The sequence below is a fragment of the Bacteroidota bacterium genome, from assembly GCA_025059945.1.
In the GTDB taxonomy this organism is placed as follows: domain Bacteria; phylum Bacteroidota; class Rhodothermia; order JANXDC01; family JANXDC01; genus JANXDC01.
This window is the reverse complement of the sequence record JANXDC010000005.1, coordinates 120786-145386: the sequence shown is the minus strand read 5'-3', so window position 1 is coordinate 145386 and position 24601 is coordinate 120786. Positions and strand designations below refer to the sequence as shown.

Genomic DNA, 24601 nt, shown 5'->3' with positions numbered 1-24601 from the left:
ATCGTGGCCATGCCCGATGCGCATGCAGTGATACGCAAGAACTAATGGCGGAACCGGTAGCCTGCGCCAGTAGCCCAGCACAACCCCCGGCCCAAGGCCGGGGGTTTTGTTTTGTTGTGCAATTGGGCCTGTTGTTGAGGCACAAAACGGCTTTGAAGATTAAAAGAAATTTAATTCCCCTATCGGGGGGCTCACAGCAAAAACTTTCATTTTTGTGCCCCACACCCCCTGACAAACCGCAAGGGTTCCGCCTCTATTTGCAAGCGAAGGGAGGCGGGCCGATAAGCTTTTCCTTTTTGCCATTCCATAAACAAGGGGAGGGCACTATGGCTTACGTCATGCACCTTTTGCCTCTCCAAAAACATAGCGCCGCAGGTGCGGTTGGATTCCGCTTTTTCACCGCGGGCCCTGCTGGAAGGGCTAGATTTTCGCGTTTGGGCCTTTATGGATTTGGAGGACGAAGCTTGGGACGGATTATTTGCCGCGTTAAGCCCCCAAAAGGGTTTCTTTCTCCGCAAGGACACTGCAAGCGGCTTTGTGACAGTACATACCATGGAAGTTGCCCATGCCAAAAGCCTTTTTTAACGCAGGCGGCCAGCTACATTGCTGGCAAAGGCACGGGTGCGCAGGCTACATAGGTTAATGGGCTGAAGTCTAGTAAACCCACTACGCCAGCAACACTACAGGAAGCCTATGTGTTACTTGAGCCCAATCTATGGCCCCTGTACCGGCATATTATGGGGGGCCCGCAATGCCACGTTTGGGTTCTGGCCCTATAGGCTGGGCCCAGAACAGGGCACAAATAGCTATGTACTGGAACTGTTTGCGCTAGCGGAAACGCCGGAAAAAACAGGCATAGAAGCGCAAACCTGGGCTACGCTTGAACATGAAGCGCTAGAGCAGGGCCTTGCGCTTATCGCTAGGCGCTATGTGCTGGCGCTTTTAGGCGGGGAAGGTGGCAAAGAAAACGGGTGCACCCCTATTTTGGGGTTGCGCAGCACAGAAACGGGCCTTGAAGTACTTTTGTTTGCGGGCGGCAAGGCTAAAGCCCTGCCTATAGCAAGCTGGCACACTTAAAAGGGGAGTAGGTTTATGTTGTACACTAGCGGCCTAGGCCCGCCCTCAGCTGTAGACCTTTGGACGAATGGCGATCACGCAACAGCCGTTTACAACGTTGAAGATAACGTTGCTAGAGCCTTCTAGGGTGAGCTGGACTACATCATTAATCCTGCGCCAAACATGCGCTTGGCCCTGCGCTTTATGCGCACAACAGAAGGGGCGCAAGAGGCGGTGCGGCGCTTTAGCCGAGCGGATTTGCGTGATTTGATCCTAGAAGCAAGTGGGCGTATCGGTCAAACAAAATATTGAGCTCATAAAACCAGACAAAGGTCTCCAGGGCCAGCCACAGTTCGGGATCCTTCTCAACTAGTTTTTAAAGCTAAAAAATGGCGATGCAACTAAGCAAGAAAAAGACAGGGCACGCAGAGACGTAGTCCGCCTCTTATATGTCGTCTTTTGGCTGGGGGGTCGACTTAGAAGTCCAGACCGATCGAAATATAAGTTTTGCTGCGCCCGAAGCGTTGGCCATCATACGGCCAGGCGAAGTCCAGCCTTAGAGGGAAGCCCAGCAGGATCGTGCGCAGCCCGAAGCCGGCCCCCACGTACAGGTCTCGGAAGACCTGTTCTCCCCGGTTGTTGATTTGATACATCCGAAAGTCCGCGTTCCGGAACACGGCCCCCACATCGCAGAACAACACCCCCTGCAGGTTGTAGAGGGGCAGGATGGGCACCGGTCCCGGCACGATAGCGGCGAACAGGGGGAAGCGGAACTCCGTGTTCCAGAGCACAAACCGGTTGCCGCTAGCCGCGTTGAAATCGAACCCCCGCAGGGGCAGTATAGGGGTGGCAAAAAGGAAGTCGCTGAGTTTGGTGATCGGGAACTGCATGTAGGAGAAGATGGGGTTAAGCCATCCCTCCACACCTCCGATGTAGTACAGCTGCGCGTCGGGTCCGAAGCTAGCGCCGCCAGCCAGACGGGTCGCGATCGTGTACCAGGGGCTGCCGAGCATCCAGTACCGTCGTCCGTCGGCCAGGACGCTTACGAAGCGCAGGGCTCCGGACCAGAGTGGCGGGCTACCGGTAAGGCTTACGGCATAGCGCGTGCCCCGCACCGGCGTGGTATATCCCCAGATGCTGCGATCCACCGTGTAGGTCAGGGCCGGATACAGAAACGAGACCCGCTGCGTGGGCTCTGCCAGAGGGCTTGAGATGTTCGTGCGGGAGATCGTGACCAGGGAGAAGTCCGCATCCAGGCGCCGGAACCGATCGAACGGATAGGAGGCCGAGGCTCCGACCCCGTAGGTGCGATAGCGGTAGTAGTCGATGTATAGCCCATCGGGTGAATAGTCCAGGAAGATGCGGGCTGTGTGGAAGAGCAGAAAGCCGTAATCTGTGCGTCGGGGCAGGTAGCGGTAGGAGAGAAAGTAGTCGCTGTTACGCAGATCGATAAGCAGGTTGGTGGCCAGAAACAGCTGGTGGTTGCCCATAAGGTCGCTAAACTGCATCTGGGTCACCCCTTGCACGCCGTAGACGACGTCGTATCCGGCCGATCCATAGATGAGGTCGGCTGTGAAGTTGATCCGGTAGGGGCGGGCGATAAACTGGCCGCTATCGGTCACGGCTTCCACGGGATTGAATTTGTCCGCGGTCTCCGATCGCGCGGCGGCCTCCCGGAAGGCCTCCCCAAAGACGTAGTTGCGGAAGTCCACCCGCAGCCTTCCGTAGGCAGATGTATCAGGGCGGGCCTCAGCCGTGCGCACGCTGTCTGGGGCCGTGGTGGGTGGCGAACCCGAGCCCGCGACGGCGCGCAAAAGCGGGTTGCGCTGCAACAGCTCGGCTGTGGCCAAGGCCAGCACAGGAGCCTGCAGCGTATCCCGACGTTCCCGCAGCATGCGCTGCCCCCAGACGGTGGGCCTGTAAGCCCCTTCCGCTGTGCGTCGGCCGAAGGGGTTGTTCATCACGAAGATGTCCAGATATCCCTCCCGCAGCGCAGTCATGGCCATGCGGCTGCCGTCGTTGGAGACAGAGATCTGCTGAATGCCGGTGAGCACGTTCGTGATGGGGCGTTCCTGGCCCGTCCTCAGGTTGAGCTCCCAGACGTTGTAGATCCCGTTGCGATCGGAGATAAACAGCACCCGATCGGGGTCGGAGCCGAATTGCGGGCGGGTCTCATCCGCATGGGCCGTGCGGGTGAGCCTTTCCATCCGGCCTGTGGCCACTTCGATCCGGTACAGGTCCAGCTGCTGGGGGTTGTAGGCGAACATAGAAAACCGCTCTCGGTGTCGGCCGGGCTCGGTTTGTTCGCCCCGGTCGGAGCTGAAGACGATGTAACGTCCGTCCGGAGACCAGGCCGGATCGGAGTCCGAAAAGACGTCATCGGTCAGATTGCGCAGCTGAGCTGTCGAGAGGTCATAGAGCCAGATGTCCGACCGGTAATTCTGGATCCCCATAAAGGCGATTTGGTTGCCCGTCGGAGACCAATCCACCGAGAACACGTGCACATCTCGGATCGGGATTCGGCGCACGCGCCGGGTTTTGACATCGATAAGCGCGATCGCGTCCATGCCTTCGCCATATGTCGCCACGGCCACCGTGCTCCCATCCGGGCTCCAGGTGAGATTAGGGGTGAGGATTTTGAGCTGTTCGAAATTTGGGTTGATCTCTCCGGAGGCGAGTTTGCCCAACGAGCGGCCGTCGAGGGCGGATACCAGCACGATGTCGAAGTACAGATTCCGGTTCGTGATGAAGGCCAACAGATCCCCTTTGGGAGAGAGCGCGGGGCTGGTGTTGTAGGTGCCCGCGTTGCGCCGGCTTGTGATGCGTCGGCCCAGATCTTCGATGTCTTCGCGGGCCGCTAGTTCAGGCCAGTGCACGACTTTGAGGGCGCGCTGCCAACGCTCAGAGAGCTCCATGACTCCCATGCCGATGGCGCGCCGAAAGGCCAGCTCCACGTTTCGGCTCGTACGCAGTCGCTGCAGGATCTCCCCGATTTTCTCCTCTCCGTACTGCTGGGCGATGTAGTCCCAGACGGACTGACCACCCCGGTAGGCGAAGTACCCGTCCAACGCTGGGATGGGGGATAAGTAGTTGTGGACAATCGCGTCTCGGATGAACATATCCGAATTCGAATCCCAGCGCAGCGGGGAGTATTCGGCCAGGCCTTCGTTAAACCACAGGGGGATCTGCAGTTGGATGTTGTTTTGGATCACGGACTGCAAGGAGCCCCCGTAGAACATGTCGTTGATCACGGCGTGAACGAGCTCATGGTGGATGACGTGCCGAAACTGTCGATAATCGCCTTCGAAGGGGATCACGATGCGGTTTTTGAAGAGCTCCGTCACTCCGCCTACACCTTCGGGGATGTTCATGTCCAGCACGTTCGTCTGCTGGAAGTCCGTATGCGAGTTGTAGACGATAATCGGGATCCGGTTCGTGATGTCATAGCGAAATAGTTTCCGGATACGTTCGTAAGCCTCCTCGGCGGCTCGGGCCGTGAAGTCGGCCAGATACTCGCCCCCGGAATAGAAGTACACGTCGAAATGCTTGGATTGAATGTACTTCCAGTCGAATTTGCGGTATTGAATCTTGTTCTGCCCGAAACTGAAGTACTGCGCTTGAGCGGCGCCGCTAGCAAGTCCAAGAGCGCAGAGGGCGATCAGAAAACGCCACATGGCCGACCTCGGCTTGGGTTTGCGGATTAGACGCATAGGCCCATGTTTGCGATACCAACGCTTAAGAAACAACCTCCGTTCCTGGGGTGCAACCGTGACCTTTTCGAAGAGGGAACATTTTTTGTTTGCCCTTGAGCGTCGTTCTCCACACTCCTGAGGGTCGTTATCGTTATGGGGCAAGGGCACATGCTGGCCTTCGCGCTGGGCGCGATGGTGGTGGCTCTGGCCATTGTGGTGGGCATCCAGGCCTTTCGCGTGCAGGAGATCGAACACCGTCGGGATAGGGCCTATCTGTTTTGCCTGCAAACCGCCACTCAGGCGCGCGCTTACTATCGTACACCCCGGGATCTGGGCGGGGGCGGGTTTAGTTTTGCGGGTTTTGATTTTCATAAAATGGGTCTTCTGACCGCAGACGATCCCCTGCTTTATAAAGACCGCGAGGGGACGCAGTACAAGCTTGAGCCCCAAGGGCCAGAGCGGTTGCGCTTGGTGGCCTTTTACGTAGACGATGAGGGAACGCGATATCTGGCTATCTGCGTAATCAGGCCCGACACGGCCTATCTGGAACAAGCTTTTCAGGAGGGTGCGGAACCTTAGTCCCCTCAAGTCCCCTGGGTTTTGGGTGTGCAGGACCTTTGAAGCCTATCCCGTAAGGCGCCTTGGGTGGGGCTGGCCGCTTATATTTAAAGCGTCATGCTCGACCCGTGGGCCATACTGCTGTGCAGCTCAGACGGGACCGTGCTAGGGGGGTATCCCTCCGGATATCGGTTGCATCTGCGGGCTTACGTCCCGGCTGAGGCGCAGGAGCTGCTATACGAGGCTTTAGAGCGCGCCGCAAGAGAGGGAGCGGAGGCGCAAGTACTGGTGCTGCCTTGGGGGCAGGAGGCCAGACCGGCTGAGGTGCGGTTGATCCCGATTCGCAGCGCCACGTTGGCCCCTTTGTTATTGGTCTGGGCGGGACCTTTAGGAGGGGAGGCGGCGGATCTTGCTAAGCTGGGCCAGCTTACCGCCGGGGTGGTGCACGACCTCAACAATCTACTGAGCAGCATCCTGGGTTACACGCAGCTACTCCGCCAGAGCCCAGAGGGGGCGGCCAACCCCTACCTGAAAACGATCGAACAAGCCGCTCTCGACGGAGCGGCGATCGTGGCCCGGATACGAGAGTTTTTGCGCAAGCAAGAAGTCCGTCCCGAGCCCATCGAGCTGCGGCAGATCCTGGAGGCCTGTATCGAGCTTACGCGTCCCCGCTGGCACAACGAGGCGCAGCAAAGGGGGATTTCCATTCGGCTTGAAGCCGATCTGAGCGAGACCTCCTTCGTGCTGGCCAGGCCAGCTGAGCTGCGGGAGGTTTTCTTAAACCTGCTGCTTAACGCCATAGACGCGCTAGCCGAATCCGGGGGCCTGGTGCGGCTCAAAAGCCGGGTTCGTGGGCCCTGGATTGAGGTGGAGATCGAGGACACAGGCCCAGGGATCGCCCCAGAGGTGCTGCCGCGCATTTTTGAGCCTCGCTTTACGACGAAAGGTTCCCAGGGCACCGGCATGGGCCTGACGATAAGCCGGCACATCGTGCAGCGTCTGGGGGGTGAGATTGAAGTGAAAAGCGCTCCAGGACAAGGTGCCTGCTTTACAGTGCGCCTGCCCAGGCTGTCTGCTCTGCCGGCGCCTACGGCCCCCTCCGTCTCCGCAGGCGCTCCGATCCCGCCCTCGCTTGCGGAGCGTAGCGATCCCCGAAGACCAGGTCGGATGCTCGTGGTAGACGACGAGCCGGCCGTGCGCGCTGTACTAGCCAAACTGCTGCGCCTAGAAGGACACACGGTGGTGGAGGCCGCCTCCGGCGAAGAAGCCCTGCGAGAGTTGGCGCGCGCTCCCTTCGAGCTCGTCTTCACCGATTTGGGCATGCCCCATATGGACGGCCGCACACTAGCGCGCCGTATTCGCGCCCAGTGGCCCGAGGTCGGAATCGTGCTCGTGACCGGTTACCTGGATCCCACTGAGGAGTCCTGCCCCGAGGTCGATGTGCTCCTACACAAGCCCTTTAAGCTGGATGAGGTGCGTATCGCCGTCAAAACCGCTCGGCTCAAGCGGGCTGCCGCTAGCTGATCAGAGGTGCATCCGGTTCGAATCAGGGGGATTCCTTGCCCAATGGGTTGAACGCCTGAAACGCCCGTTCCAATTGCTGCTGATAAGAGGACGCCCCCGGCAGCAGGCCTACAACGAGCTCATAGGTCCAGGGGGCGACGCGTAACAGGGGACCATGCAAGCGTGAACGCTCCCGCCAAGCCTGCGGCGGCAGCCCTATGGCGCCTAGTAGCCAGAGCAACAAGCTGAGGCCGAGCGCCGTTCGCAGCAAGGCGACCAGCGCGCCCCCCAGTCGATCGGCCCATCCCAAGCCCGCAGTGCGCAGCAGTAGCCCGGCACATCGGGCTAACAGGTGCGTCAGAGTCTGTCCACCCGCCAACAGTACAGCATACGCCAGGACCGACCCCCACTTGCGCTCTAGGGAGGGCCAGCGGGCAAGCAGCCAATCCGAAACCGATGGAAGCAGCTCGGTAGCCGCCACTACCGACAAGACTAGCCCCACGTAGCCCGCCATCTCCCGGAAAAATCCTCGGAGTAAGCCCCTATACAGGGCCCAGCCCAGAGTTAGGAGCAGGACGAGATCTAGGCCGTTCATGCTCCGCTGGCCAACCAGCTTCATGCTCCCTAAAGAGCGCCGAAGCAGCCCCTCCTTAAGATACGATGCCCGAGTCCTAGGCTGCCCTGCGCGGTGGCTGCAAATGGGGCATCGCTTGTCCGGATATCATCGGTCCAGAGGATCGGGGGGCTTTGTGGCTTTGAGGGCAGTACCTGGGGGTTGCTGGTCTTCAGGGGTGGCGCTGGTTTGCGCTTTCGAAACTTCGCTCGGCGTTTACGGAATTACCCTTCGCCTCTGCGCCCGGTGGCTCAAGTGTGTCTAAAATCGTGGCTGCGGGCAGCGGTACGTTTGTTGACCCCACTGTCCTGGAAGGCAGCGAAAAGGATCCACGGATGACCACCGTTTTATTGGCCGCTGTGATCGTAAGCACGGTGTACGTTTATGGGTTGCTTTTGACGATCATCGCTAACATTGTCCCGCGTCGGCCCTCGCGTCATCCCAGCTGGGAATCCAGGCAGGAGCTAACCCGGATTCGGGAGTTTCAGTATAACTAGCACCGTTTGGCCTCGTTAGCCTTCCCCTCCTCGCCGTCGGCGGGCCCATGTTCGAGGGCCCGCTGATGTTTTGCGGTTCCGAGCGCCCCGGCTTCGGGTCTGAACAAGCGCGATACCCTGCTCCGGGCCCTCTTCGGAAAGCCCAAACCACGGATCATCGGCGAAAAACACCGCATGCGCTCATGCTTTTCTCCGGAGCGTAACTTTTGCCCCGAAAGCCGCGGGCCTCTTCCGGGGCAAAGCCTCTGCGGGGGAGGCCGATTGAGCGAAACGCGGGCCGTTTTCGACCGGTTTAAGAGGGCTTCGAAGTTCCTCGACACGCGCACCGCGCTTATTGCAGCGGAAAGATCGGAAGAGCCGACGCGATATCCGGCTCCACAGGCAAGGTTGCCTCTGGAACGTACAGAAGAGGGCTAGCACCGTCGGGCCCTTTGTAGCGCTCTGCACATGGAGGGCGCCAAGTCCGACTGGTTGCATCCGCAGCCCGGGCGGCTACGCTCTTGCCAGCGATCCACGTATCCCCTTCTTGGACAAAGCGACGTGGCGGAATATGCCCCAGCTGGCCGGTGCGCGGCACCCTAAGGTAGCCTGAGCGCTGTTTTCGCCCGAGCCAGAGGGCCCAGTAAGCCGTGACCTCTGCGGGGACTCGGGTCCCAAAGCCACGCACCCTCTGCGCGCACTATGCTGTCCGAAGGCGTGGGTGTCCGTTGCGCTCCCCAAGCCTATACCAGAAGGGATTCGCTCCCGGCCCTGCGAAAAGCTCTCCTTAAGGTGCCCAGAGGCGCCCTGGCGCAGGAGTTTGGCGATCCTCGTATCGGAGGCTCCATGAGCCACATATGCAGCCCCTTTAAGGGGTCCTCTGTGCAGCACACCCCATGGACCACCGGGAGGGATCGGAGGCCCAACGGCTCCCACCATACGCGGGCCGATTGGCTCTGTTCTTATGTAGGCTCGGGGGGCTCCTTCGAAGCAGGTGGGGTCAAGGGCACCTCTGGCTTCAGGAGCCTCCGCACAGATAGGGGAAATGGAAGAGCACCCGAGCACCGCTCCGGTAAGCGCACGCTCTGGGGCCGGCTTCGCAAAATCGCGCATTGTCACGCTCACTGGGATCAGGCGGACTTCGATGCCGTGTGCTCCGAATGGCCTCATCAGGGCTTGGCCTCGGTGTGGGTCCCGGTGATGGCGGAGGTAAACAGGCGACAGTAATCGGGTAGCACCGACTCCTATACCAGGCCATTGTTTCTGATCTGAGGGATCACCCAATGGCCTTCGATCGCCGCTTGGAAGCTGACCCCCGTGTCGTCCTCGCGTTCTGGGAAAAGTTCCTCGGTAGTGCCCCCGCTCAGATCTCGAACGCCATACCGATGGCCCCATTGAGGATGGGCTAGCGTTCCGATGCTGTGGGCAGTATGGATGGGGGGCCCTATGCCCCCTGCGCGGCAGCCGAAAACGTAGGTAGCCTACTCACCCCGAGCCGGGCCCGAGTCGGAAGCCGGCATGAAAAGATCGACCGGGATTGCGTACGGGGGAAGAACCCGTCGCATGTCTCCTCAGGGTATCGATAAAGGGGTGCGGATTTCCGCGGCGCAAGAGCCCAAGAGCAGGCATGTCTGCTGCCTGCTCATAAGGGCATCCCCGTTGAGGGGACGGGGCGGTTGTTAGGGCTCTTCTGCCGGTCGCCTCGCTGCTCATGGGCCTACGGTGTGGCCGAACCCCTGTGTCCGATCGAATGAGACCCGAAACCAGGCTCGGGGGGCCATTCGGGTTGTGGGCTAGCTTGAGCAGCACGACTAAGCGCTTCGGAGCTGCGGGTCCGTGTATGCCGAGGGCAGCCGGAACGGTTTCAGCTCGACCTCGAAGTCGGCTGCGCATATTGGCCCTTAAGGCGCGTTCCGAGAGTGCGTCTGCGCAGGCCAGTAGGCCCGGTGAGGATCAAGTTGTCCAGGCTCACAAGATCCGAGACCCTGCGCGCGAGCGCGAGCTGTTCCCCGGAGTTGTGAATCGGTCTCGCACATCATCCCAAAGCTCAGCAGGGCGCGGCGGAGCGCGCACACAGCGCACCTCCTGGGGGACGAGGAGCAGGACAGGATGGGCCATCCGGTTGGGGCGGGCGACGCTATATTGAGGGCGTCAAAAAATGGGGGCTACGCCGTGGAGGTGTTTGTAGAGCTGCCCAAACCCGTGGGCATTGGCGTGTTGTACGCCGAGGGCGTGCGGCCCGATGCGGAGCTGCTGGAGCTAGAGAGGCGCCTTGAGACGCTGCTTGCGCGCGTTCGCTCCGGGTCCCTAGAGCCGGAGCTAGAGGCGCGTCGACGGTCTGTGCGGGATCTGCTCCGATATGGCCGCTACAAACCCACCGGACGCGCCAAACCGGCCAGCGAGTACTTATTGCGAGAGGCGCAGGAAGGTCGGTTTCCGCGGATCAACACCGTTGTGGACATAAGCAACTACTTAAGCCTCAAACACCTGCTGCCGATCTCGCTTTGGGATGTGGACAAGGCCGGAACGAGCGCTTACCGCTTCCGCGTCGGGCATTCGGGGGAGCGGTACGTCTTCAACGCTTCCGGACAGACACTCGAGCTTGAGGATCTTCTGGTGGGCTGTGCTCTTGTGGGTCAGCAGGAGCGCCCCATCGTAAGCCCTGTCAAGGACGCGCTGGCGACGAAAATCGAGCCCGGCACGCGTCGGGTGGCCGCGGCCGTGTATGCGCCTTCGGAGGCCCGCTCATCGGTCGAAGCGCTGCTGGAGGAGTTTGCTGAGCTGCTGCTTCGCACGGCCCCAGAGGCGCGCCTGCGTCACCGGGCCTGCTATGGGTTTTCGTGAGCCTAGCGCCGTCGCCTTAAAGCGCCTATCTTCTTCGAACATCTACAGGGGAGGCGTGGTCATGCGAGCTCTCGTGTTGGCATGGGCGGTCGCGCTGGCTTCGATCCGGGCCGCCGGAGCGCAATCTGCGCTCGATCTCGTAGCGCAGGCCGATGCGCTGCGCGCGCAGGGGCAGTTTGCCCAGGCTTTGTCGGTCTTAGAGCGAGCCCATCAGCTAGAGCCCCGCAGTGCGGAGGTGCTTTGGCGGCTAGCGCGGGCTAAGGTCGATTGGGGCGAGCGCGTTTCCGAGCGCGCAACGCAGCGCAAGCTTTACCTGGAGGCCCTGGAACACGCCCGGAAGGCCGTATCCGCGGACGGCCGCAGCGCAGACGCGCACAAATACGTGGCCATCGCGGCTGGTCGCGTGGGGCTGATCTCCGATACCCGCACGAAAATCGAGATGTCCCGGCAAGTCAAGGAGAGCGCGGAGCGCGCCCTGGCCCTTAACCCGAACGACGACGATCTGCACCACATCTTGGGCCGGTGGCACCATGAGGTGGCCGGCTTGGGCTTTATGGCCCGTGCGATCGTGCGGATCGTATACGGCGGCCTGCCGGAGGCCTCTTACGAAAAAGCGGTGGAACATCTTGAGCGCGCCCTGCGGATCCGGGATGCCATTCGGCATCGGGTCGAGTTAGCCAAAAGCCTGCTGGAGCTGGGCCGCAAACAGGAGGCTCGAGCCGTCCTGGAGCGGGCCCTCCAAATGCCCCCCGTAGACGTCAAGGACAGCGAATACCGGGCTGAGGCCCGCGAACTCCTTAAAAAAGCCAGTTGACCTGTGCCCCGTTGGGCTCGGAACATCGCCCATCGCGGCGCCTCCGGGCACGCCCCGGAAAACACCCTGGTGGCCTTCGCCCGGGCGCTGGAGCTCGGAGCCGACGGGCTGGAGCTCGACGTGCGGCTATGTGCCGACGGACGGCTCGTCGTGCTGCATGACGCCACCCTGGAGCGCACTACAGACGGCCGTGGCCCCGTGCGCGCCTACCCGTACGCACAGCTTCGCCGGCTGGATGCCGGCTACAGGTTTTCCCCAGACGGAGGCCGCACTTTTCCGTTTCGGGACCGGGGTGTGCGCATCCCCTTGCTGGAAGAGGTCCTGGAGGCGTTTCCCGAAGTGCCCCTCACGATCGAATTAAAAGAAAGCCGGCCCGAAGCGGTTGAGGCGCTGGTGCGCTTGCTGCGCGGAAGGGCCGATCAAGATCGCCTCCTGGTGGGCTCCTTTTACACGCGCCAGCTACGGCGCTTTCGCGCCCTCATGCCGCAAGTCGCAACCAGCGCCGGCTATCGTGAAGTCCTATGGCTCCGACTGAAGCTAGGTCGCCCCCCTTGGCCCTTCGCTTTGGTCCAGATTCCGCCTCGGTATCCTCCCGAAGGTCTCGGTCTGATCCGGCTCGACAGTTCGGCTTGGATCGGCTGGCTTAAGGCGCAGGGCTTGGGCGTGCAGTATTGGACGGTTGACGATCCAGATGCGATGCGCCGTCTGCTTCGGGCCGGGGCCGATGGGATCATAACGGGCTATCCGGATCGCTTCCCCGAGGACCTTGGCGGTCCGGGCTGATTTTTCGTAGCTTGTATGTCGCTTTTGCAAAAGCGGTGCGCGGTTATGCAGCGACGTTTCCCGGAGTTTAAGTCCCTACACTACCCTACCCTGGAAGCGGAGATCTTAGCTTGGTGGGAGGCCAATAGCATCTTTGAGAAGAGCCTCACTGCTCGGGAAGGAGGGCTTGAGTTCACTTTCTACGAGGGACCTCCCACGGCCAACGGTCGGCCGGGCATTCACCACGTTATGGCCCGGACGATCAAGGATCTGTTTTGTCGTTATCGGACCCAGAAAGGCTATCGCGTGCTGCGCAAGGCCGGTTGGGACACGCACGGCTTGCCCGTGGAGATCGAGGTCGAAAAGGAGCTGGGCATTCAAGGACGGGAACAGATCGAGCGTTTCGGCATAGCCGCCTTCAACGCCCATTGCCGGCAATCTGTGCTCCGCTACAAAGAGCTCTGGGATGAGCTCACCCGGCGCATGGGCTATTGGGTGGATCTAGAGCATCCGTACATCACCTTCGACAACCGCTACATCGAGACCCTGTGGTGGATCCTGCAGCAGTGTTATAACCGGGGCTTGCTCTACCGGGGATACAAGATCCAGCCATACTGCCCCAAATGCGGCACGGCCCTGTCCTCGCACGAGGTGGGCCTAGGTTATGAAGAGGTGGAGGACCCTTCTGTATACGTCCGCTTTCCGCTGCGGGACGCCCCGAACACCCATCTTCTGGCCTGGACCACTACGCCCTGGACGCTTACGGCGAACGTCGCGCTGGCCGTCGGGCCGGATCTCGTGTATGTGCGTGCCCAACAGCGGGGGGCGCAGGGCCCGAAAGAGGAGCTCATCCTGGCCGAGGCTCGCCTGGACCTGCTCGGAGACGCCTACGAGGTGGTCGAGCGCCTGGAGGGTCGTCAACTCGTGGGGCGCGCTTACGAGCCTCCGTTCTCGTATCTCAAGCCCGATCGCCCTTGCTGGCGCGTAGTGGCGGCCGATTTTGTCTCTTATGAAGAAGGGACCGGAATCGTGCACATCGCCCCCGCCTTCGGCGCCGAGGATTTCGAGGTGGGCCGCGCCGAGGATTTGCCCTTCTTCAACCCCATTCGGCCCGATGGCACCTTTGAGGCCTGCGTCGCCGAGGTGGCTGGGCAGTGGTTTAAGGACGCCGATCGCACGATCGTGCGCCTGCTGCGCGAGCGCGGCCGACTCTTCCGGGCCGAGACCCACCGGCACAGCTACCCGCACTGCTGGCGGCATGGCACGCCGCTGCTCTACTATCCGGTCGAATCCTGGTTTCTGCGGACCACGGCTTTCAAGGAGCGCATGGTGGAGTTGAACCGCTCCATCCGCTGGCGGCCCGAGGGCGTCGGATCCGGCCGTTTTGGCCAGTGGCTGGAACACAACGTGGACTGGTCTCTGAGCCGGCGCCGCTTTTGGGGCACGCCGTTGCCGATTTGGATTTGCGATCGCTGCGGAGCCGAGACCTGCGTGGGCAGCATCGAGGAGCTGCGGCGTCGGGGTCGGCTGAGCCCAGAGGCCGAACTCGACCTGCATCGGCCCTACGTAGACGCCATCAGCTGGCCCTGTGAGCGCTGTCAAGAGGGGACCATGCGTCGGGTGCCGGATCTCGTAGACGTCTGGTTCGATTCCGGCGCCATGCCGTATGCGCAGTGGCATTACCCTTTCGAGAACCGTGACCGGTTCAAGGCTCATTTCCCCGCGGATTTCATCGCCGAGGGCGTAGATCAGACCCGCGGATGGTTCTATACGCTGCACGCCCTGGCCGTGATGCTCTTTGACTCCGTGGCCTTTCGCAACGTCGTCGTCAACGGCCTCGTCCTGGATGAGCGGGGCGAGAAGATGTCCAAGAGCCGGGGCAATACGGTGGACCCCTTTGAGGTGCTCGCCACGTACGGGGCCGATGCCACGCGTTGGTACCTGATCGCCAACAGCCCCCCTTGGGAAAACCTGCGCTTCTCCGTTAAGGGCATCCAAGAAGTGCAGCGTCGGTTTTTCAGCACGCTTCTGCACACGTACAACTTCTTCGCCCTGTATGCAAACGTGGACGGCTTCTGTTATCAAGGCGAGCGTCTGCCCCCGGCCAGCCGGTCGGAGATGGACCGGTGGATCCTGTCCCGGCTTAATTCCACGATCAAAGCCGTGGACGGCTATTTGGAGGATTACGATCCCACGCGCGCGGCGCGCGCGATCGAAGCCTTCGTGGACGAACTTTCCAACTGGTACGTGCGCCGCAACCGCCGCCGGTTTTGGAAGTCCGATATGGGCCTGGATAAAGTGGCCGCCTATCAGACGCTCTATGAGTGCCTGCTCAACACGGCCAAGCTCATGGCTCCGATCGCGCCTTTTTTCGCCGAATGGCTCTATCAGAACCTAAACGGCGTTACGGGGCGCGAGCCCTATGAGTCCGTACATTTGGCCTTCTTTCCGGTTGTGGAGGAAACGGCCATCGACGCCGTTTTGGAATATCGCATGGAACTGGCCCGGCGTGTGGTCTCCCTTGTGCTGAGTCTGCGCAACCGAGCGGGGATCAACGTGCGCCAACCCTTGCGCCGCATCCTGATCCCCCGACTCCATCCCGAGGCTCGGGCGGCTATAGAGGAAATGCGGGAAATCATCCTGGATGAGGTCAACGTTAAGACGCTCGAATACGTGGAGGACGACTCGGGGCTCGTGCAAAAGAGCGTCAAACCCAACTTCCGCCTCCTAGGCCCCCGCTTAGGGGCTCGGATGCGGGCCGTAGCCGAAGCCGCGCGAACGCTCGCCCCGGATCAGATCGCTACTTACGAAGCCACCGGCCATCTGGAGCTGACCGTAGACGGCCAGCGTGTCGTGTTGCAGCCCGGAGAATTAGAGGTCATCCGGCAGGACATCGCGGGCTGGCTGGTGGAGTCCGAAGGAGAGCTCACGGTGGCCCTGGACACGACCATAACGCCCGAACTGCGCGCCGAGGGTCTGGCTCGGGAGTTCGTAAACCGCGTGCAGCAGATGCGCAAGGAAGCTGAATATGCCGTCACAGACCGCATCGCGATTTTCTTCGAGGCCGATCCGGAGCTCGCTGCTGCGCTAGAGGCCCAAGCCGCTTACGTGCAGCGGGAGACCCTAGCCGAGGTCTTGCAAGCCGGGCTGGAGCCGGGGGATCTTGTGCGGGACTGGGATATCGAGGGCAACGGATGCCGCATCGCCGTGCGGCGGCTTTTGACAACATAAAGGGAGACCGAGCATGAACCAACAGAGCGCGCCCCGTTATTCTCCCCAGGAGCTCGCCTATTTTAAGGAGCTCATCTTGCGCAAGAAAGCTCAGATTCGGGAGGATCTAGACCTCATGCGCCATGCGGTGCTGGAGGATACGGAGCTAGGCGAGGTGGACTCCGTCTACTCCTACCATATGGCCGACGCCGGCACCGATGCTATGGAGCGGGAGAAAAACTACCTGTTTATCGCGCGGGCCGAGAAGTTTCTGCGCTACTTGGATGCGGCCTTGGAGCGCATCGAACGTGGCACCTACGGAATCTGCCGCGAATGCGGCCGGCTTATCGAAAAGGGCCGTCTAGAGGCCGTGCCCCATACGCAGATCTGCATCGAGTGCAAAAGACGCCAGCAAGGTGGATGATGCGCTCCTGGTTGCTGGAACGCGTACAACCGGCCTTAGGTCCAGATGAAAACCCCATGCGCGTGCTGTGGCTAAGCCTCGGAATCGTGCTTGCGGACCAATTGATCAAGTGGCTGGTCCGCTCCCAGATGTACCTGGGTCAATCGATCGAGGTGCTGGGGCCGATCTTTCGGCTCACCTACACGGAGAACCCCGGAATCGCCTTCGGCTTGCGCATCGGGGACGGCCTCTGGGTGACGTTCATGGCCATCGCAGCCACGCTGGGGATCGGCCTCTACCTTTACCGGGTCCGGCATGCCCGGCTGGGTTATCGCCTGGCTTTGGCTTCTATTTTAGGCGGGGCGGTCGGCAACCTGGTCGATCGCATCTTCTACGCCAAGTGGTTCGGCTATGGCGACTATTTTCAAGGTCGCGTGGTCGATTACCTGCACATCGACCTATGGCGTGGGGAGGTTCTGGGCCACTACGTGGCCCTATGGCCGATCTTCAACCTGGCCGATGTGGCCATCGTAACGGGTGTGGTGACGATTTTCGTTTTCCAGAAGCGTTTTTTTGAACCCCACCCCGCTCAGGAGTCGGCCTCCAGGGTCTCTTCCTAAGAGGGCGCTGCCGAAACGCTAGGCCCACATGCCCGCTAGTTCGGCTTCGGAGAAGAAGTAGGCGATCTCGATTTGCGCGCTTTTCGGAGAATCCGATCCGTGTACGAGGTTTTCTCCGACACTTGTGGCCAGATCGCCCCGTATCGTGCCCGGCTCGGCCTTGGCCGGGTCCGTGGCCCCGATTAGGGTTCGGAAGGCCTCGATGGCGTTTTCGCGCTCCAAGACCATGGGCACGCAGGGGCCGCTGGACATGAAGCGCGTGAGCTCCTCAAAAAACGGCCGCCCCCGATGCACGGCGTAGAAGCCCTCCGCTACGGGCTTGCTTAGGCGTACCATTTTCATGGCTACGATCCGAAAACCCGCCTCTTGGATGCGTCGTATTACCTCCCCGATCAGGTTGCGCCGCACGCAATCCGGCTTCAGGATGGCTAGGGTGCGCTCTATCGCCATAGGTGGACTCCTGGCTCACTCAGGTGGACGGCCGTAAAGATAGGACGTCGCGCCGATCTGGGCTAGACTTGACTTTTCGGAGGCCAGGGGGATAGTTTGGCAACGGCCAAAGCTTACGGATGCTTTGCGCCGTGCTGGGGGTGTCCTCGCTTCGCCTAAACGGAGCGGGGGCTGAGAGCATACCCTTTGAACCTGATCCGGGTCATGCCGGCGAAGGGAAAGCACGGCCCAAAAGCCGGTCTTTTCGCCGCCTTGCCCGGAAGGAAGGCGGTTTTTTATGCCGCTCCTCTGGGCAGGTGATCTTCACCTCCAGCACGTCTCCCGGTATTCGTTAACCGTCACGCATGAAGGAGACGTGCCATGTGGCGTTTGCTCGTCGCGTTTTTGCTGCTGCACGCGTTTTTCAGCGCTTCCGGCGCTCAAGATCGGGCCCGGCTCGAGGGGCAGGTCCGGGAGGCGGAGTCCGGTCGCCCGCTGGCAGGGGCCACGGTGCTGGTGCTCGGCACCCCATGGGGTTCGGCCGCGGATCGGGAGGGCCGCTACGCGATAGCGGGCCTTCCGGCCGGCTCATATCGGGTGCGTTTTAGTTTCCTAGGCTATGCTTCCGTGGAAATCCCCGTTCAGCTCGCTCCAGGCGAGGTTCGGCGCTTGGACGCGGAGCTTTCCAGCCGGGCCATATCGGCTCCAGAGGTCGTGGTGACGGCTACGCGGGGCCGTGAGCGGGAAAGCCCGATCACGTTCAGCAACCTCGCGCGCCAAGAGCTGGAGGCCCGAACGGCCGTCCGGGATCTGCCCACGGTCCTTTCGGCGCTGCCAGCGGTGATGATGCACTCGGAAAACGGCAACGGGCTCGGCTACAACTACCTGCGCATCCGGGGCTTTGATCAGCGCCGGATCTCTGTGCTCATCGACGGGGTGCCGCAGAACGATCCCGAAGATCACAACGTCTACTGGATCAACTTTTACGACCTGGCGGGCTCTCTGGAAGATGTACAGGTGCAGCGAGGCGGGGGGGCGGCCTTCTATGGCCCCCCCGCCATCGGGGGTTCCATTAACCTGGTGACGCGCTTCTTTGGCGGCCGTCCCGCTCTGAGCGCCGAGCTCGGCTACGGAAGCTTTCGCACGCAGCGCTACACGCTGACGGGGCAGACCACTTGGGGCGGGGGTCGCTATGCCCTCTATGGGCGCTTTAGCCATGTGCGCTCCGACGGATACCGGCAGTGGTCCTGGACCCGCTTTTGGCGCTTCTTTGTGGGGGTAGCCGGCTACGGAGAGCGAACCACCTGGAAGGTGCAGGCTTTTGGTGGCCCGCAAGAAGACGGGTTGGCCTTCTATGGGATCCCCAAGGCGTATAACCGGGATCCCCAAAAGCGCCGCACCAACTACGGGGCGGCTTCGCGCGACCGGGAGTGGTTCCACCAGCCCCAGATCATGGCCTTGCACGAGTGGCGACTGCGCCCCGGCCTTACGCTCTACAACACGGCCTTCTACGTGTCCGGGGATGGATACTTCGACTTCGACGGATCCTGGGGGACCAAGGAGTACTTTCGGCTGCAGGATCGGCCCGATGTGCGGGAGATCCCCCGGGATCTTATCATCCGCGCCTACGTGGACAACGATCAGGTGGGCTGGTTGCCTCGCATGGAGCTTACCGCCTCGTGGGGGCGTCTGGTGTTCGGGGCGGAGCTTCGCGGGCATGAGTCCCTGCATTGGGGGCGGATCCAGGCCGGAACGGGCCTGCCGCCGGACGTGGTGGGTGCGGCCGATCGGCGCTACTACGAGTACAAGGGCGCCAAACGGATTCTTTCCGTTTACGCTAGTCAGCTTTGGCGCCCCGTGGAGGCGCTCACCCTGACGGGGGATCTGCAGCTTGTCTGGCAACAGTACCGGCTGTACGCGGAAAAGTACGTCGGAAACGATTTCCGCGTGCCCTACCGCTTCGCCAACCCGAAGTTGGGCCTGCACTACAACCTCTCCTCGCAGGTGAGCCTCTATACGAGCCTGGCCTACACGAGCCGGGAGCCCCGGCTAAAGGACATCTACGATGCGGAGGCCTCTTCCTTGGGCCAGCAGCCCCACTTCGCTCGGCGTCCTGACGGGTCGTTGGATTTCAGGAGACCTCTCGTCAAGCCGGAGCGGCTGCTCAATTGGGAGCTGGGCGCACGCTATCGCCAGGGGGCGCTTTGGCTTGCGGCCAACGGCTACTGGATGGAGTTCTGGGATGAGATCGTCAAATCCGGCGGCCTGGACCTGTACGGCCAGCCCCGGATGGGCAACGCCGAGCGCACGCGCCATCTGGGTTTGGAGGTGGAGGGTGGCCTGCGCCTGGCCAGAGGGCTGGATCTGCTGGGAAACATGTCCTTAAGCCGCCACCGTTTTGTGCGCTTTACGGAATACGACGACCAAGCCCAGCCTCAAAAGCGCGACGGCAACCCGATCGCTAGCGCCCCGGAGCGGCTGGCCAACCTCACCTTGCGCTATCAGCGCGGCCCTTGGGAGTTGGAGCTGCTAGCCCGGCACGTAGGGCCCCATCATACGGATAATTCAGGATCCCGGGATCCGGCCCGTTACGTAGAGGCCTATGCGGTTGCGGACGCCCGACTGACCTATCGGCTGCGGTGGGCCGATCGCCTGAGCGCGCGCCTGAACCTGGAGGTGAGCAACCTCACAAACCGGCGCTACCTGACGACGGGCTTCGGGGCGGACAACTTCTTCCCGGCCGCGCCGCGCGCCGTATACGCGGGGCTGAAGCTGGAGTTATAGAGGGCCATGCGCGCGCTGGTGCTGGCCGATGGACAGCCCCCCCGCAAGCGCCGCCTGCGGGGGCATTTGCGACGCTCGGGCTGTTTTGTCGTCACAGACGGCGCAGCTCGCCTGGCGGCGCGCTGGGGTCTAGTTCCGGATGCGATCATCGGAGACATGGACAGCTACCAAGGCGAGTTCGAGGGCAGGACGCTTCTGGTGCGGGACCCAGACCAGGAGACGAACGATCTGGAAAAAGCCCTGGCCTGGGTCCTCAGCCAGGGGGTCCAACAGGTTGTCGTGCTCGGCGCCACAGGCCGGCGTCTGGATCACACGCTCAAGAACCTGTCCGTGATGCGGCGCTTTCAGCCGCGTTTTGAACGGATCTGGTTAGAGGACGAAGACCATCGCATCGAGCTTATCCGAGGGGGACAGGAGCTCATCTTCGACGGCCCGGTGGGGCTTCCCGTGTCCCTTTTCCCGCTGTCCGGACGCGCCGAAGGGATCTGGACCGAGGGCTTGCGATGGGCTTTAAGAGGGGAGGCGCTGGAGAACGGGGTGCGCGATGGATCCTCAAACGAGCTTAGCGCCCGTCCTGCACGCGTGCGCCTGGAGCGAGGTGATCTGCTGATCCTCATCACCCACCCGAGCCGAGCGGGGTTTCGGTCGGGGGCCCGCCTGGAGCCCCAGCTGCGATGCCTTTCCGGTTGCACCTGATCGACTGGGCGCTTGTGGGCGCCTACGCGCTGTGGGTCCTCTACCGGGGGTTCTGGAGGGCGCGCGCCCGAAGTCAAGCAGCCGAGGATTTTCTGCTAGCCGGGCGCGCGCTTACGGCCCCTGCTTTCGTGGCCACGCTTGTCTCCACCTGGTATGGGGGCATCCTGGGGGTGGGGGAGTACGCTTACCGGTACGGCATCTCCCAGTGGCTCGTTTTCGGGTTACCCTACTACGTGTTCGCCCTGCTTTTCGCCTTGTTTTGGGCTGAGCCCATCCGGCGCAGCGGGGCCCTTTCCGTGCCCGATCGGCTGCGAGCCGTCTATGGACCGTGGGCAGGTCTTCTGGGCGCCCTCTGGAGCGCCGTGCTGGCTAGCCCCGCGCCGTACGTGTATATGTTGGGCCTGCTGGTGCAGGCGGCAACCGGGCTGCCCTTCGTGTGGGCGCTTCTTTTGGGGGCTGTGGCCTCGGGGGCGTACGTGTGGACGGGCGGTTTCCGGGCTGTGGTGCGCACCGACGCGTGGCAGTTCGGGCTCATGTACCTAGGCTTTGGCCTTATCGTGCCTTGGCTTGTGCTGCAGTACGGAGGGTGGGCGTTTCTGCGCTCGGCCCTGCCCCCGAGCCACTGGTCCTGGGACGGCGGGCAGGGTTTAGGGTATGTGCTTGTCTGGTTTTTCGTGGCCCTGTGGACGTTCGTAGATCCGGGCTTTCATCAGCGCGTTTTGGCCGCTCGCTCTCCCGAGACGGCCCGAAAGGGCATTTTGGGCGCGGTGCTGTTCTGGGTTCTCTTCGATGCTCTCACCACCGCGGCCGGTTTGTACGCACGCGCCCTTCTGAGGGAGCTAGCGCATCCCGCCTTGGCTTATCCCGCCTTAGCCGAACAGGCCCTACCGCCGGGGCTAAAGGGGCTCTTCTGGGTGGGTCTATTGGCCACGATCATGTCCACGGTGGACAGTTACCTGTTGCTTTCGGCGCAGATGCTCGGTTTTGAAGTCTTGGGCCGTTGGCATGCCCGATGGCCTGCTGGCACGTATGTTCGGGTGGGCCTGCTGGCCACGCTTTTGCTTGCGCTTCTGATCGCGCTATGGGCCCCCGGGGTGATCGCGATTTGGTATACGCTGGGCACGCTCATGATTCCGGGGCTGCTTCTGCCTACGCTGGGGGCCTATGCTGCGCGTTGGCGTCCTTCTCGGATGATCGCGCTTGGAATGCTCATAGGCGGCCCACTTTGCGCGCTGCTTTGGATGGCGCTAGCCCGAAGGCCAGAGGGTTACTGGGGGGGTATTGAGCCCCTGTACGCGGGCCTGGCTTGGTGCGTCTTGCTCTGGCTGGCGAACCTTGTGCGCGAGCGCCTTTTTCGGGGATCTCTTTAGGGGGAGGGACCCGTCTGCCGGCTTGCGACCTCATAGGCTTGGGCTAGTTCCACGAAGACCTCCGGCGAAAGCTCCTCGGCGCGCCTGTTCCCGTAGCGCAGGAGCAGCTTCTCCGGCAACGGTAGCGAGCGCAGGTTGTTGCGCAACGTCTTGCGTCGCCTGGCGAAGGCCGCGCGCACCAGCTGCTCTACGAAGGCGTCCCGCACGGGGAGCTCGGGCCGGTCGAAGACAAGACGCACGACGGCGCTTTCCACCTTCGGAGGGGGATAGAAGGCCCCCGGAGGCAGTCGAAGGCAGAGCTCCGGTCGGCTCCAAAGCTGCGCCAGCACACTCAAGCTCCCGTAGGCCTTCGTGCCGGCGGAGGCGGTAAGGCGTTCGGCCACCTCGCGTTGCAGGGTGAAAACGGCTGCGCGCAGCCGGTTTCGGTTCTCCAGCGCCATGCGCACGATCCAGGAGCCCAGGTAGTAGGGGAGGTTGCCGCAGAGAATGGGTCGTTGCGGGCGCTCCTCAAGCAGGGCCGGCCAGTTCAGATCCCGCACGTCCGCTTGGCGCACGTCGAGCTCCGGAAGCCGCCGGCGCAGCTGCGTCACGGCTTGGGGGTCGATTTCCAGGGCCGTCACGTGTGGGGTGCGCTCCAGAAGCCAAACCGTAAGCGAACCTGTTCCGGGGCCGATTTCGATCACCCAGTCCGCCGGACCGGCTTCCGTTAAGGCGGCGATGTGACGGGCCGCGTGCAAATCGCGCAGAAAATGCTGCCCCCAGCGCTTGCGGGGCTTCCAGGTGGGGCGCAGCTCAGGTTTCACGGCTGGCGCGTGAGCCGAACCACGGTTTCGATGTGATACGTGTGCGGAAACAGGTCTACGGGCTGAATGGCCTCTATCCGATAGCGCGTGATGAGCCCTTTAAGGTCCCGTGCTTGCGTGGCCGGGTTGCAGCTTACGTACACGATGCGCTCCGGGCCCAGCTCTAGCAACAGGCGCACCACGTCGGGGTGCAGGCCGGATCGGGGGGGATCGAGCACGACCACGTCCGGGGCTCCGTGAGCGGCCATGAGCTCAGGCCAGGGCATTTGGCGTACGTCCCCGCAGTAAAAGGTGGCGTTGCGCACCCCGTTAAGGAGCGCGTTCTGGCGCGCGTTTTCGACAGCCACGGGCACCTGTTCGATGCCCACTACCTCGCGCACCCACGGGCTTAAGTAGATGCCGATCGTACCCGCGCCGCAGTACAGGTCGAAGAGCCGATCTGTGGGCCGAAGCTCGGCCAGCTCGCGCACGACCTCATAGAGTCGCTCGGCCTGGTGCGTGTTGGGCTGAAAGAAGGTGTTGGCCGCGATGCGAAACCGGAAGGGCCCAAGTTGCTCTTCGATATATCCCGGACCCAGGTAGACGCGCTCCTGTTCCCCTACGGCCACTTGCGCCGGACGGCTCGTGATGTTGTTGACGAACGTGCTCACCTCCGGGAAGGTCTCCTGGAGCCATCCGGATAGGGCCTGCATGCGCTCGGGCTCATCGGTGTGCGTAACAAGGTTGACGAGCACCTGATGGGTGCGCACGCCGAAGCGCAGCACAAGGTGGCGTAGGTAGCCCCTCTGTCGGTGCGGGTCGTAGACGCTCCAGCCTTGAGTGCGCACGTACTGGCCGATGGCCGCAAGCAGCCGGTTGCCTAGCTCCGGAGCTAGCCAGCAGCGCTCCAGGTGCAAGACTCGGTCGTAGCGGCCGGGCAGGTGAAAGCCCAGCGCAAAGCCCTTGTCCAGAGGCTCTCCGGTGGCGATCTCCTCGGCTGATAGCCACCTTCGCGGGGAAAAGGAGAACTCCAATTTGTTGCGGTAGCCGAATATCGGATCGGCTCCAATTACGGGGCGCACCTCGGGCAAGCCGTCTAGGTTGCCGAGGTACACAAAGAGCTCGCGTACAAGCTCCCGTTTGTAGGCCAACTGGGCCTCATAGCGCACGTGTTGCCAAGAGCAACCCCCGCAGAGGCCGAAGTGCCGGCAGGGGGCTTCAACGCGGTCCGGCGAGGAGCGCAGGACCTCAAGCGTTACGGCCTCGGCGTACTGGGATTTGATCTTGACGGGGCGCACCCGAAGCCGATCCCCGGGCACGGCGCGGGGCACGAAGATGATCCGGCCGTCGATTCGCCCTAAGCCCTTGCCCTCAAAGGCCGGCTTTTCGATCTCAACGATCCATTCCCTCTCCATAGGCGTCCGCATCCATCCAGACCCGTAAGAGCGTTTGCAGGGCGGAAAGGGTCCCCTGGGTTTCTTGTAGCCCCTGTAGCAAGAGCACGAGCTGGGCCGCCAGATGTTCCGCTAAGCCCGCGTAGAGTTTGGCCGCTAATGCCGGCTGGCGGCTGCGCAGGGCCTCTAGATCAGGCCGGAACAGGCAGAGCGCGTGCACCTCTTCGGCGGCCACGGCCGTGAAAAGACGCCGGTAGGGTCCAAAGAGCGTAAGCTCTCCGAAAAACTGCCCCACCCCGAGCGTGGCTACGTCTTGCATACCCACTGGGGTTTGCACCAGCAGCTCCACGACCCCTCGGGTGATCAGATACAGCCCCAGGCCGGGGTCGCCCTGATAGTGGATCACCTCTTGGGGGCTGAAGCGTCGGAAGTGTCCAGCGTAGGCCAGTTCTCTTCGTTCTGCTTCGGTGAGGTGACGTAGGACGCGGGTGCGTTGGAGCGCACCGAGGGCCTCTGCGATCTCAGAGGGGTCCTGGGGGCGAACCCAGCTGCTCAGGCGATGCCATAGGAGGCGTGTTTGCATGGGGACTCCCTG

General features: G+C 62.1%; 18 protein-coding genes and 1 riboswitch. Of the genes, 12 read left to right on the top strand and 6 right to left on the bottom strand.

Annotation, left to right across the window (positions count from 1 at the left end; translation table 11 throughout):
• Nucleotides 1-1532: 1532 nt before the first annotated feature.
• A complete protein-coding gene (locus NZ993_04560; protein MCS7155063.1) occupies nt 1533-4730 on the bottom strand; it encodes a peptidase MA family metallohydrolase in 3198 nt (1065 codons plus the stop codon).
• Between the two features lie 186 nt (nt 4731-4916).
• On the opposite strand from NZ993_04560, the gene NZ993_04555 reads away from it, so the two are divergent.
• On the top strand, nt 4917-5327 hold the full coding sequence (locus NZ993_04555) for a hypothetical protein (protein ID MCS7155062.1): 411 nt from the start codon (nt 4917-4919) through the stop codon (nt 5325-5327).
• Between the two features lie 96 nt (nt 5328-5423).
• On the top strand, nt 5424-6830 hold the full coding sequence (locus NZ993_04550; GenBank protein MCS7155061.1) for a hybrid sensor histidine kinase/response regulator: 1407 nt from the start codon (nt 5424-5426) through the stop codon (nt 6828-6830).
• Between the two features lie 22 nt (nt 6831-6852).
• Here NZ993_04550 and NZ993_04545 read toward each other — a convergent pair whose 3' ends face one another.
• Nucleotides 6853-7428 carry a CvpA family protein gene (locus NZ993_04545; protein ID MCS7155060.1) on the bottom strand — a complete coding sequence of 192 codons (576 nt, stop codon included), beginning with the start codon at nt 7426-7428 and terminating at the stop codon, nt 6853-6855.
• A gap of 329 nt (nt 7429-7757) precedes the next feature.
• On the opposite strand from NZ993_04545, the gene NZ993_04540 reads away from it, so the two are divergent.
• The 7 genes from NZ993_04540 (at nt 7758) to lspA (ending at nt 16551) form a co-directional block, all read left to right on the top strand.
• The gene (locus NZ993_04540) at nt 7758-7919 is read left to right on the top strand and encodes a hypothetical protein (GenBank protein ID MCS7155059.1); all 162 of its coding nucleotides are present in this window, start codon (nt 7758-7760) and stop codon (nt 7917-7919) included.
• Between the two features lie 2151 nt (nt 7920-10070).
• A complete protein-coding gene (locus tag NZ993_04535) occupies nt 10071-10742 on the top strand; it encodes a phenylalanine--tRNA ligase beta subunit-related protein (GenBank protein MCS7155058.1) in 672 nt (223 codons plus the stop codon).
• 61 nt (nt 10743-10803) lie between these two features.
• Nucleotides 10804-11556, top strand: a complete 753-nt coding sequence (locus NZ993_04530) for a tetratricopeptide repeat protein (protein MCS7155057.1) — start codon at nt 10804-10806, stop codon at nt 11554-11556.
• Between the two features lie 3 nt (nt 11557-11559).
• Nucleotides 11560-12339, top strand: a complete 780-nt coding sequence (locus NZ993_04525) for a glycerophosphodiester phosphodiesterase (GenBank protein ID MCS7155056.1) — start codon at nt 11560-11562, stop codon at nt 12337-12339.
• Between the two features lie 45 nt (nt 12340-12384).
• Nucleotides 12385-15549, top strand: coding sequence for an isoleucine--tRNA ligase (gene ileS, locus NZ993_04520; GenBank protein MCS7155055.1), 3165 nt, complete (start codon nt 12385-12387; stop codon nt 15547-15549).
• A 13-nt stretch (nt 15550-15562) separates the two neighbouring features.
• Nucleotides 15563-15952 carry a TraR/DksA C4-type zinc finger protein gene (locus tag NZ993_04515; GenBank protein ID MCS7155054.1) on the top strand — a complete coding sequence of 130 codons (390 nt, stop codon included), beginning with the start codon at nt 15563-15565 and terminating at the stop codon, nt 15950-15952.
• Nucleotides 15949-16551 carry a signal peptidase II gene (gene lspA / locus NZ993_04510; GenBank protein MCS7155053.1) on the top strand — a complete coding sequence of 201 codons (603 nt, stop codon included), beginning with the start codon at nt 15949-15951 and terminating at the stop codon, nt 16549-16551. Before NZ993_04515 ends, lspA begins: the two co-directional genes overlap by 4 nt.
• Before the next feature lie 18 nt (nt 16552-16569).
• Here lspA and ndk read toward each other — a convergent pair whose 3' ends face one another.
• Entirely contained in the window at nt 16570-16995 is a 426-nt protein-coding gene (gene ndk, locus NZ993_04505; protein MCS7155052.1) for a nucleoside-diphosphate kinase, read from the bottom strand.
• Between the two features lie 132 nt (nt 16996-17127).
• Nucleotides 17128-17238, top strand: a riboswitch (TPP riboswitch).
• Between the two features lie 123 nt (nt 17239-17361).
• Here ndk and NZ993_04500 point away from each other — a divergent pair.
• From NZ993_04500 to NZ993_04490, 3 genes are read left to right on the top strand one after another with little or no spacing between them, the layout of a single operon-like run.
• Nucleotides 17362-19764: a TonB-dependent receptor gene (locus NZ993_04500; GenBank protein MCS7155051.1), complete on the top strand. Its 2403-nt coding sequence runs from the start codon at nt 17362-17364 to the stop codon at nt 19762-19764.
• 6 nt (nt 19765-19770) lie between these two features.
• Nucleotides 19771-20460 carry a thiamine diphosphokinase gene (locus NZ993_04495; GenBank protein MCS7155050.1) on the top strand — a complete coding sequence of 230 codons (690 nt, stop codon included), beginning with the start codon at nt 19771-19773 and terminating at the stop codon, nt 20458-20460.
• Nucleotides 20439-21830, top strand: coding sequence for a sodium:solute symporter family protein (locus tag NZ993_04490; protein ID MCS7155049.1), 1392 nt, complete (start codon nt 20439-20441; stop codon nt 21828-21830). Before NZ993_04495 ends, NZ993_04490 begins: the two co-directional genes overlap by 22 nt.
• Here the strand turns inward: NZ993_04490 and rsmA are convergent.
• Genes rsmA through NZ993_04475 form a run of 3 tightly spaced genes read right to left on the bottom strand, consistent with a single transcriptional unit; the run spans nt 21827 to nt 24589 of the window.
• Nucleotides 21827-22633, bottom strand: coding sequence for a 16S rRNA (adenine(1518)-N(6)/adenine(1519)-N(6))-dimethyltransferase RsmA (gene rsmA / locus NZ993_04485; GenBank protein ID MCS7155048.1), 807 nt, complete (start codon nt 22631-22633; stop codon nt 21827-21829). The two genes, NZ993_04490 and rsmA, sit on opposite strands and share 4 nt — an antisense overlap.
• Complete coding sequence (gene rlmD, locus NZ993_04480; protein MCS7155047.1) at nt 22630-24027, bottom strand: 23S rRNA (uracil(1939)-C(5))-methyltransferase RlmD; 1398 nt, start codon at nt 24025-24027, stop codon at nt 22630-22632. Before rlmD ends, rsmA begins: the two co-directional genes overlap by 4 nt.
• Nucleotides 24005-24589, bottom strand: coding sequence for a cyclic nucleotide-binding domain-containing protein (locus NZ993_04475; protein MCS7155046.1), 585 nt, complete (start codon nt 24587-24589; stop codon nt 24005-24007). The genes rlmD and NZ993_04475 overlap by 23 nt, the downstream gene beginning before the upstream one ends.
• Nucleotides 24590-24601 lie beyond the last annotated feature (12 nt).

Bases quoted from the DNA above. Each gene is read 5' to 3' on its own strand.
- NZ993_04560 (MCS7155063.1), bottom strand. From the start codon at position 4,730: ATGTGGCGTTTTCTGATCGCCCTCTGCGCTCTTGGACTTGCTAGCGGC.
- NZ993_04555 (MCS7155062.1), top strand. From the start codon at position 4,917: ATGCTGGCCTTCGCGCTGGGCGCGATGGTGGTGGCTCTGGCCATTGTG.
- NZ993_04550 (MCS7155061.1), top strand. From the start codon at position 5,424: ATGCTCGACCCGTGGGCCATACTGCTGTGCAGCTCAGACGGGACCGTG.
- NZ993_04545 (MCS7155060.1), bottom strand. From the start codon at position 7,428: ATGAAGCTGGTTGGCCAGCGGAGCATGAACGGCCTAGATCTCGTCCTG.
- NZ993_04540 (MCS7155059.1), top strand. From the start codon at position 7,758: ATGACCACCGTTTTATTGGCCGCTGTGATCGTAAGCACGGTGTACGTT.
- NZ993_04530 (MCS7155057.1), top strand. From the start codon at position 10,804: ATGCGAGCTCTCGTGTTGGCATGGGCGGTCGCGCTGGCTTCGATCCGG.
- ileS (MCS7155055.1), top strand. From the start codon at position 12,385: ATGCAGCGACGTTTCCCGGAGTTTAAGTCCCTACACTACCCTACCCTG.
- NZ993_04515 (MCS7155054.1), top strand. From the start codon at position 15,563: ATGAACCAACAGAGCGCGCCCCGTTATTCTCCCCAGGAGCTCGCCTAT.
- lspA (MCS7155053.1), top strand. From the start codon at position 15,949: ATGATGCGCTCCTGGTTGCTGGAACGCGTACAACCGGCCTTAGGTCCA.
- NZ993_04500 (MCS7155051.1), top strand. From the start codon at position 17,362: ATGTGGCGTTTGCTCGTCGCGTTTTTGCTGCTGCACGCGTTTTTCAGC.
- NZ993_04495 (MCS7155050.1), top strand. From the start codon at position 19,771: ATGCGCGCGCTGGTGCTGGCCGATGGACAGCCCCCCCGCAAGCGCCGC.
- NZ993_04490 (MCS7155049.1), top strand. From the start codon at position 20,439: ATGCCTTTCCGGTTGCACCTGATCGACTGGGCGCTTGTGGGCGCCTAC.
- rlmD (MCS7155047.1), bottom strand. From the start codon at position 24,027: ATGGAGAGGGAATGGATCGTTGAGATCGAAAAGCCGGCCTTTGAGGGC.
- NZ993_04475 (MCS7155046.1), bottom strand. From the start codon at position 24,589: ATGCAAACACGCCTCCTATGGCATCGCCTGAGCAGCTGGGTTCGCCCC.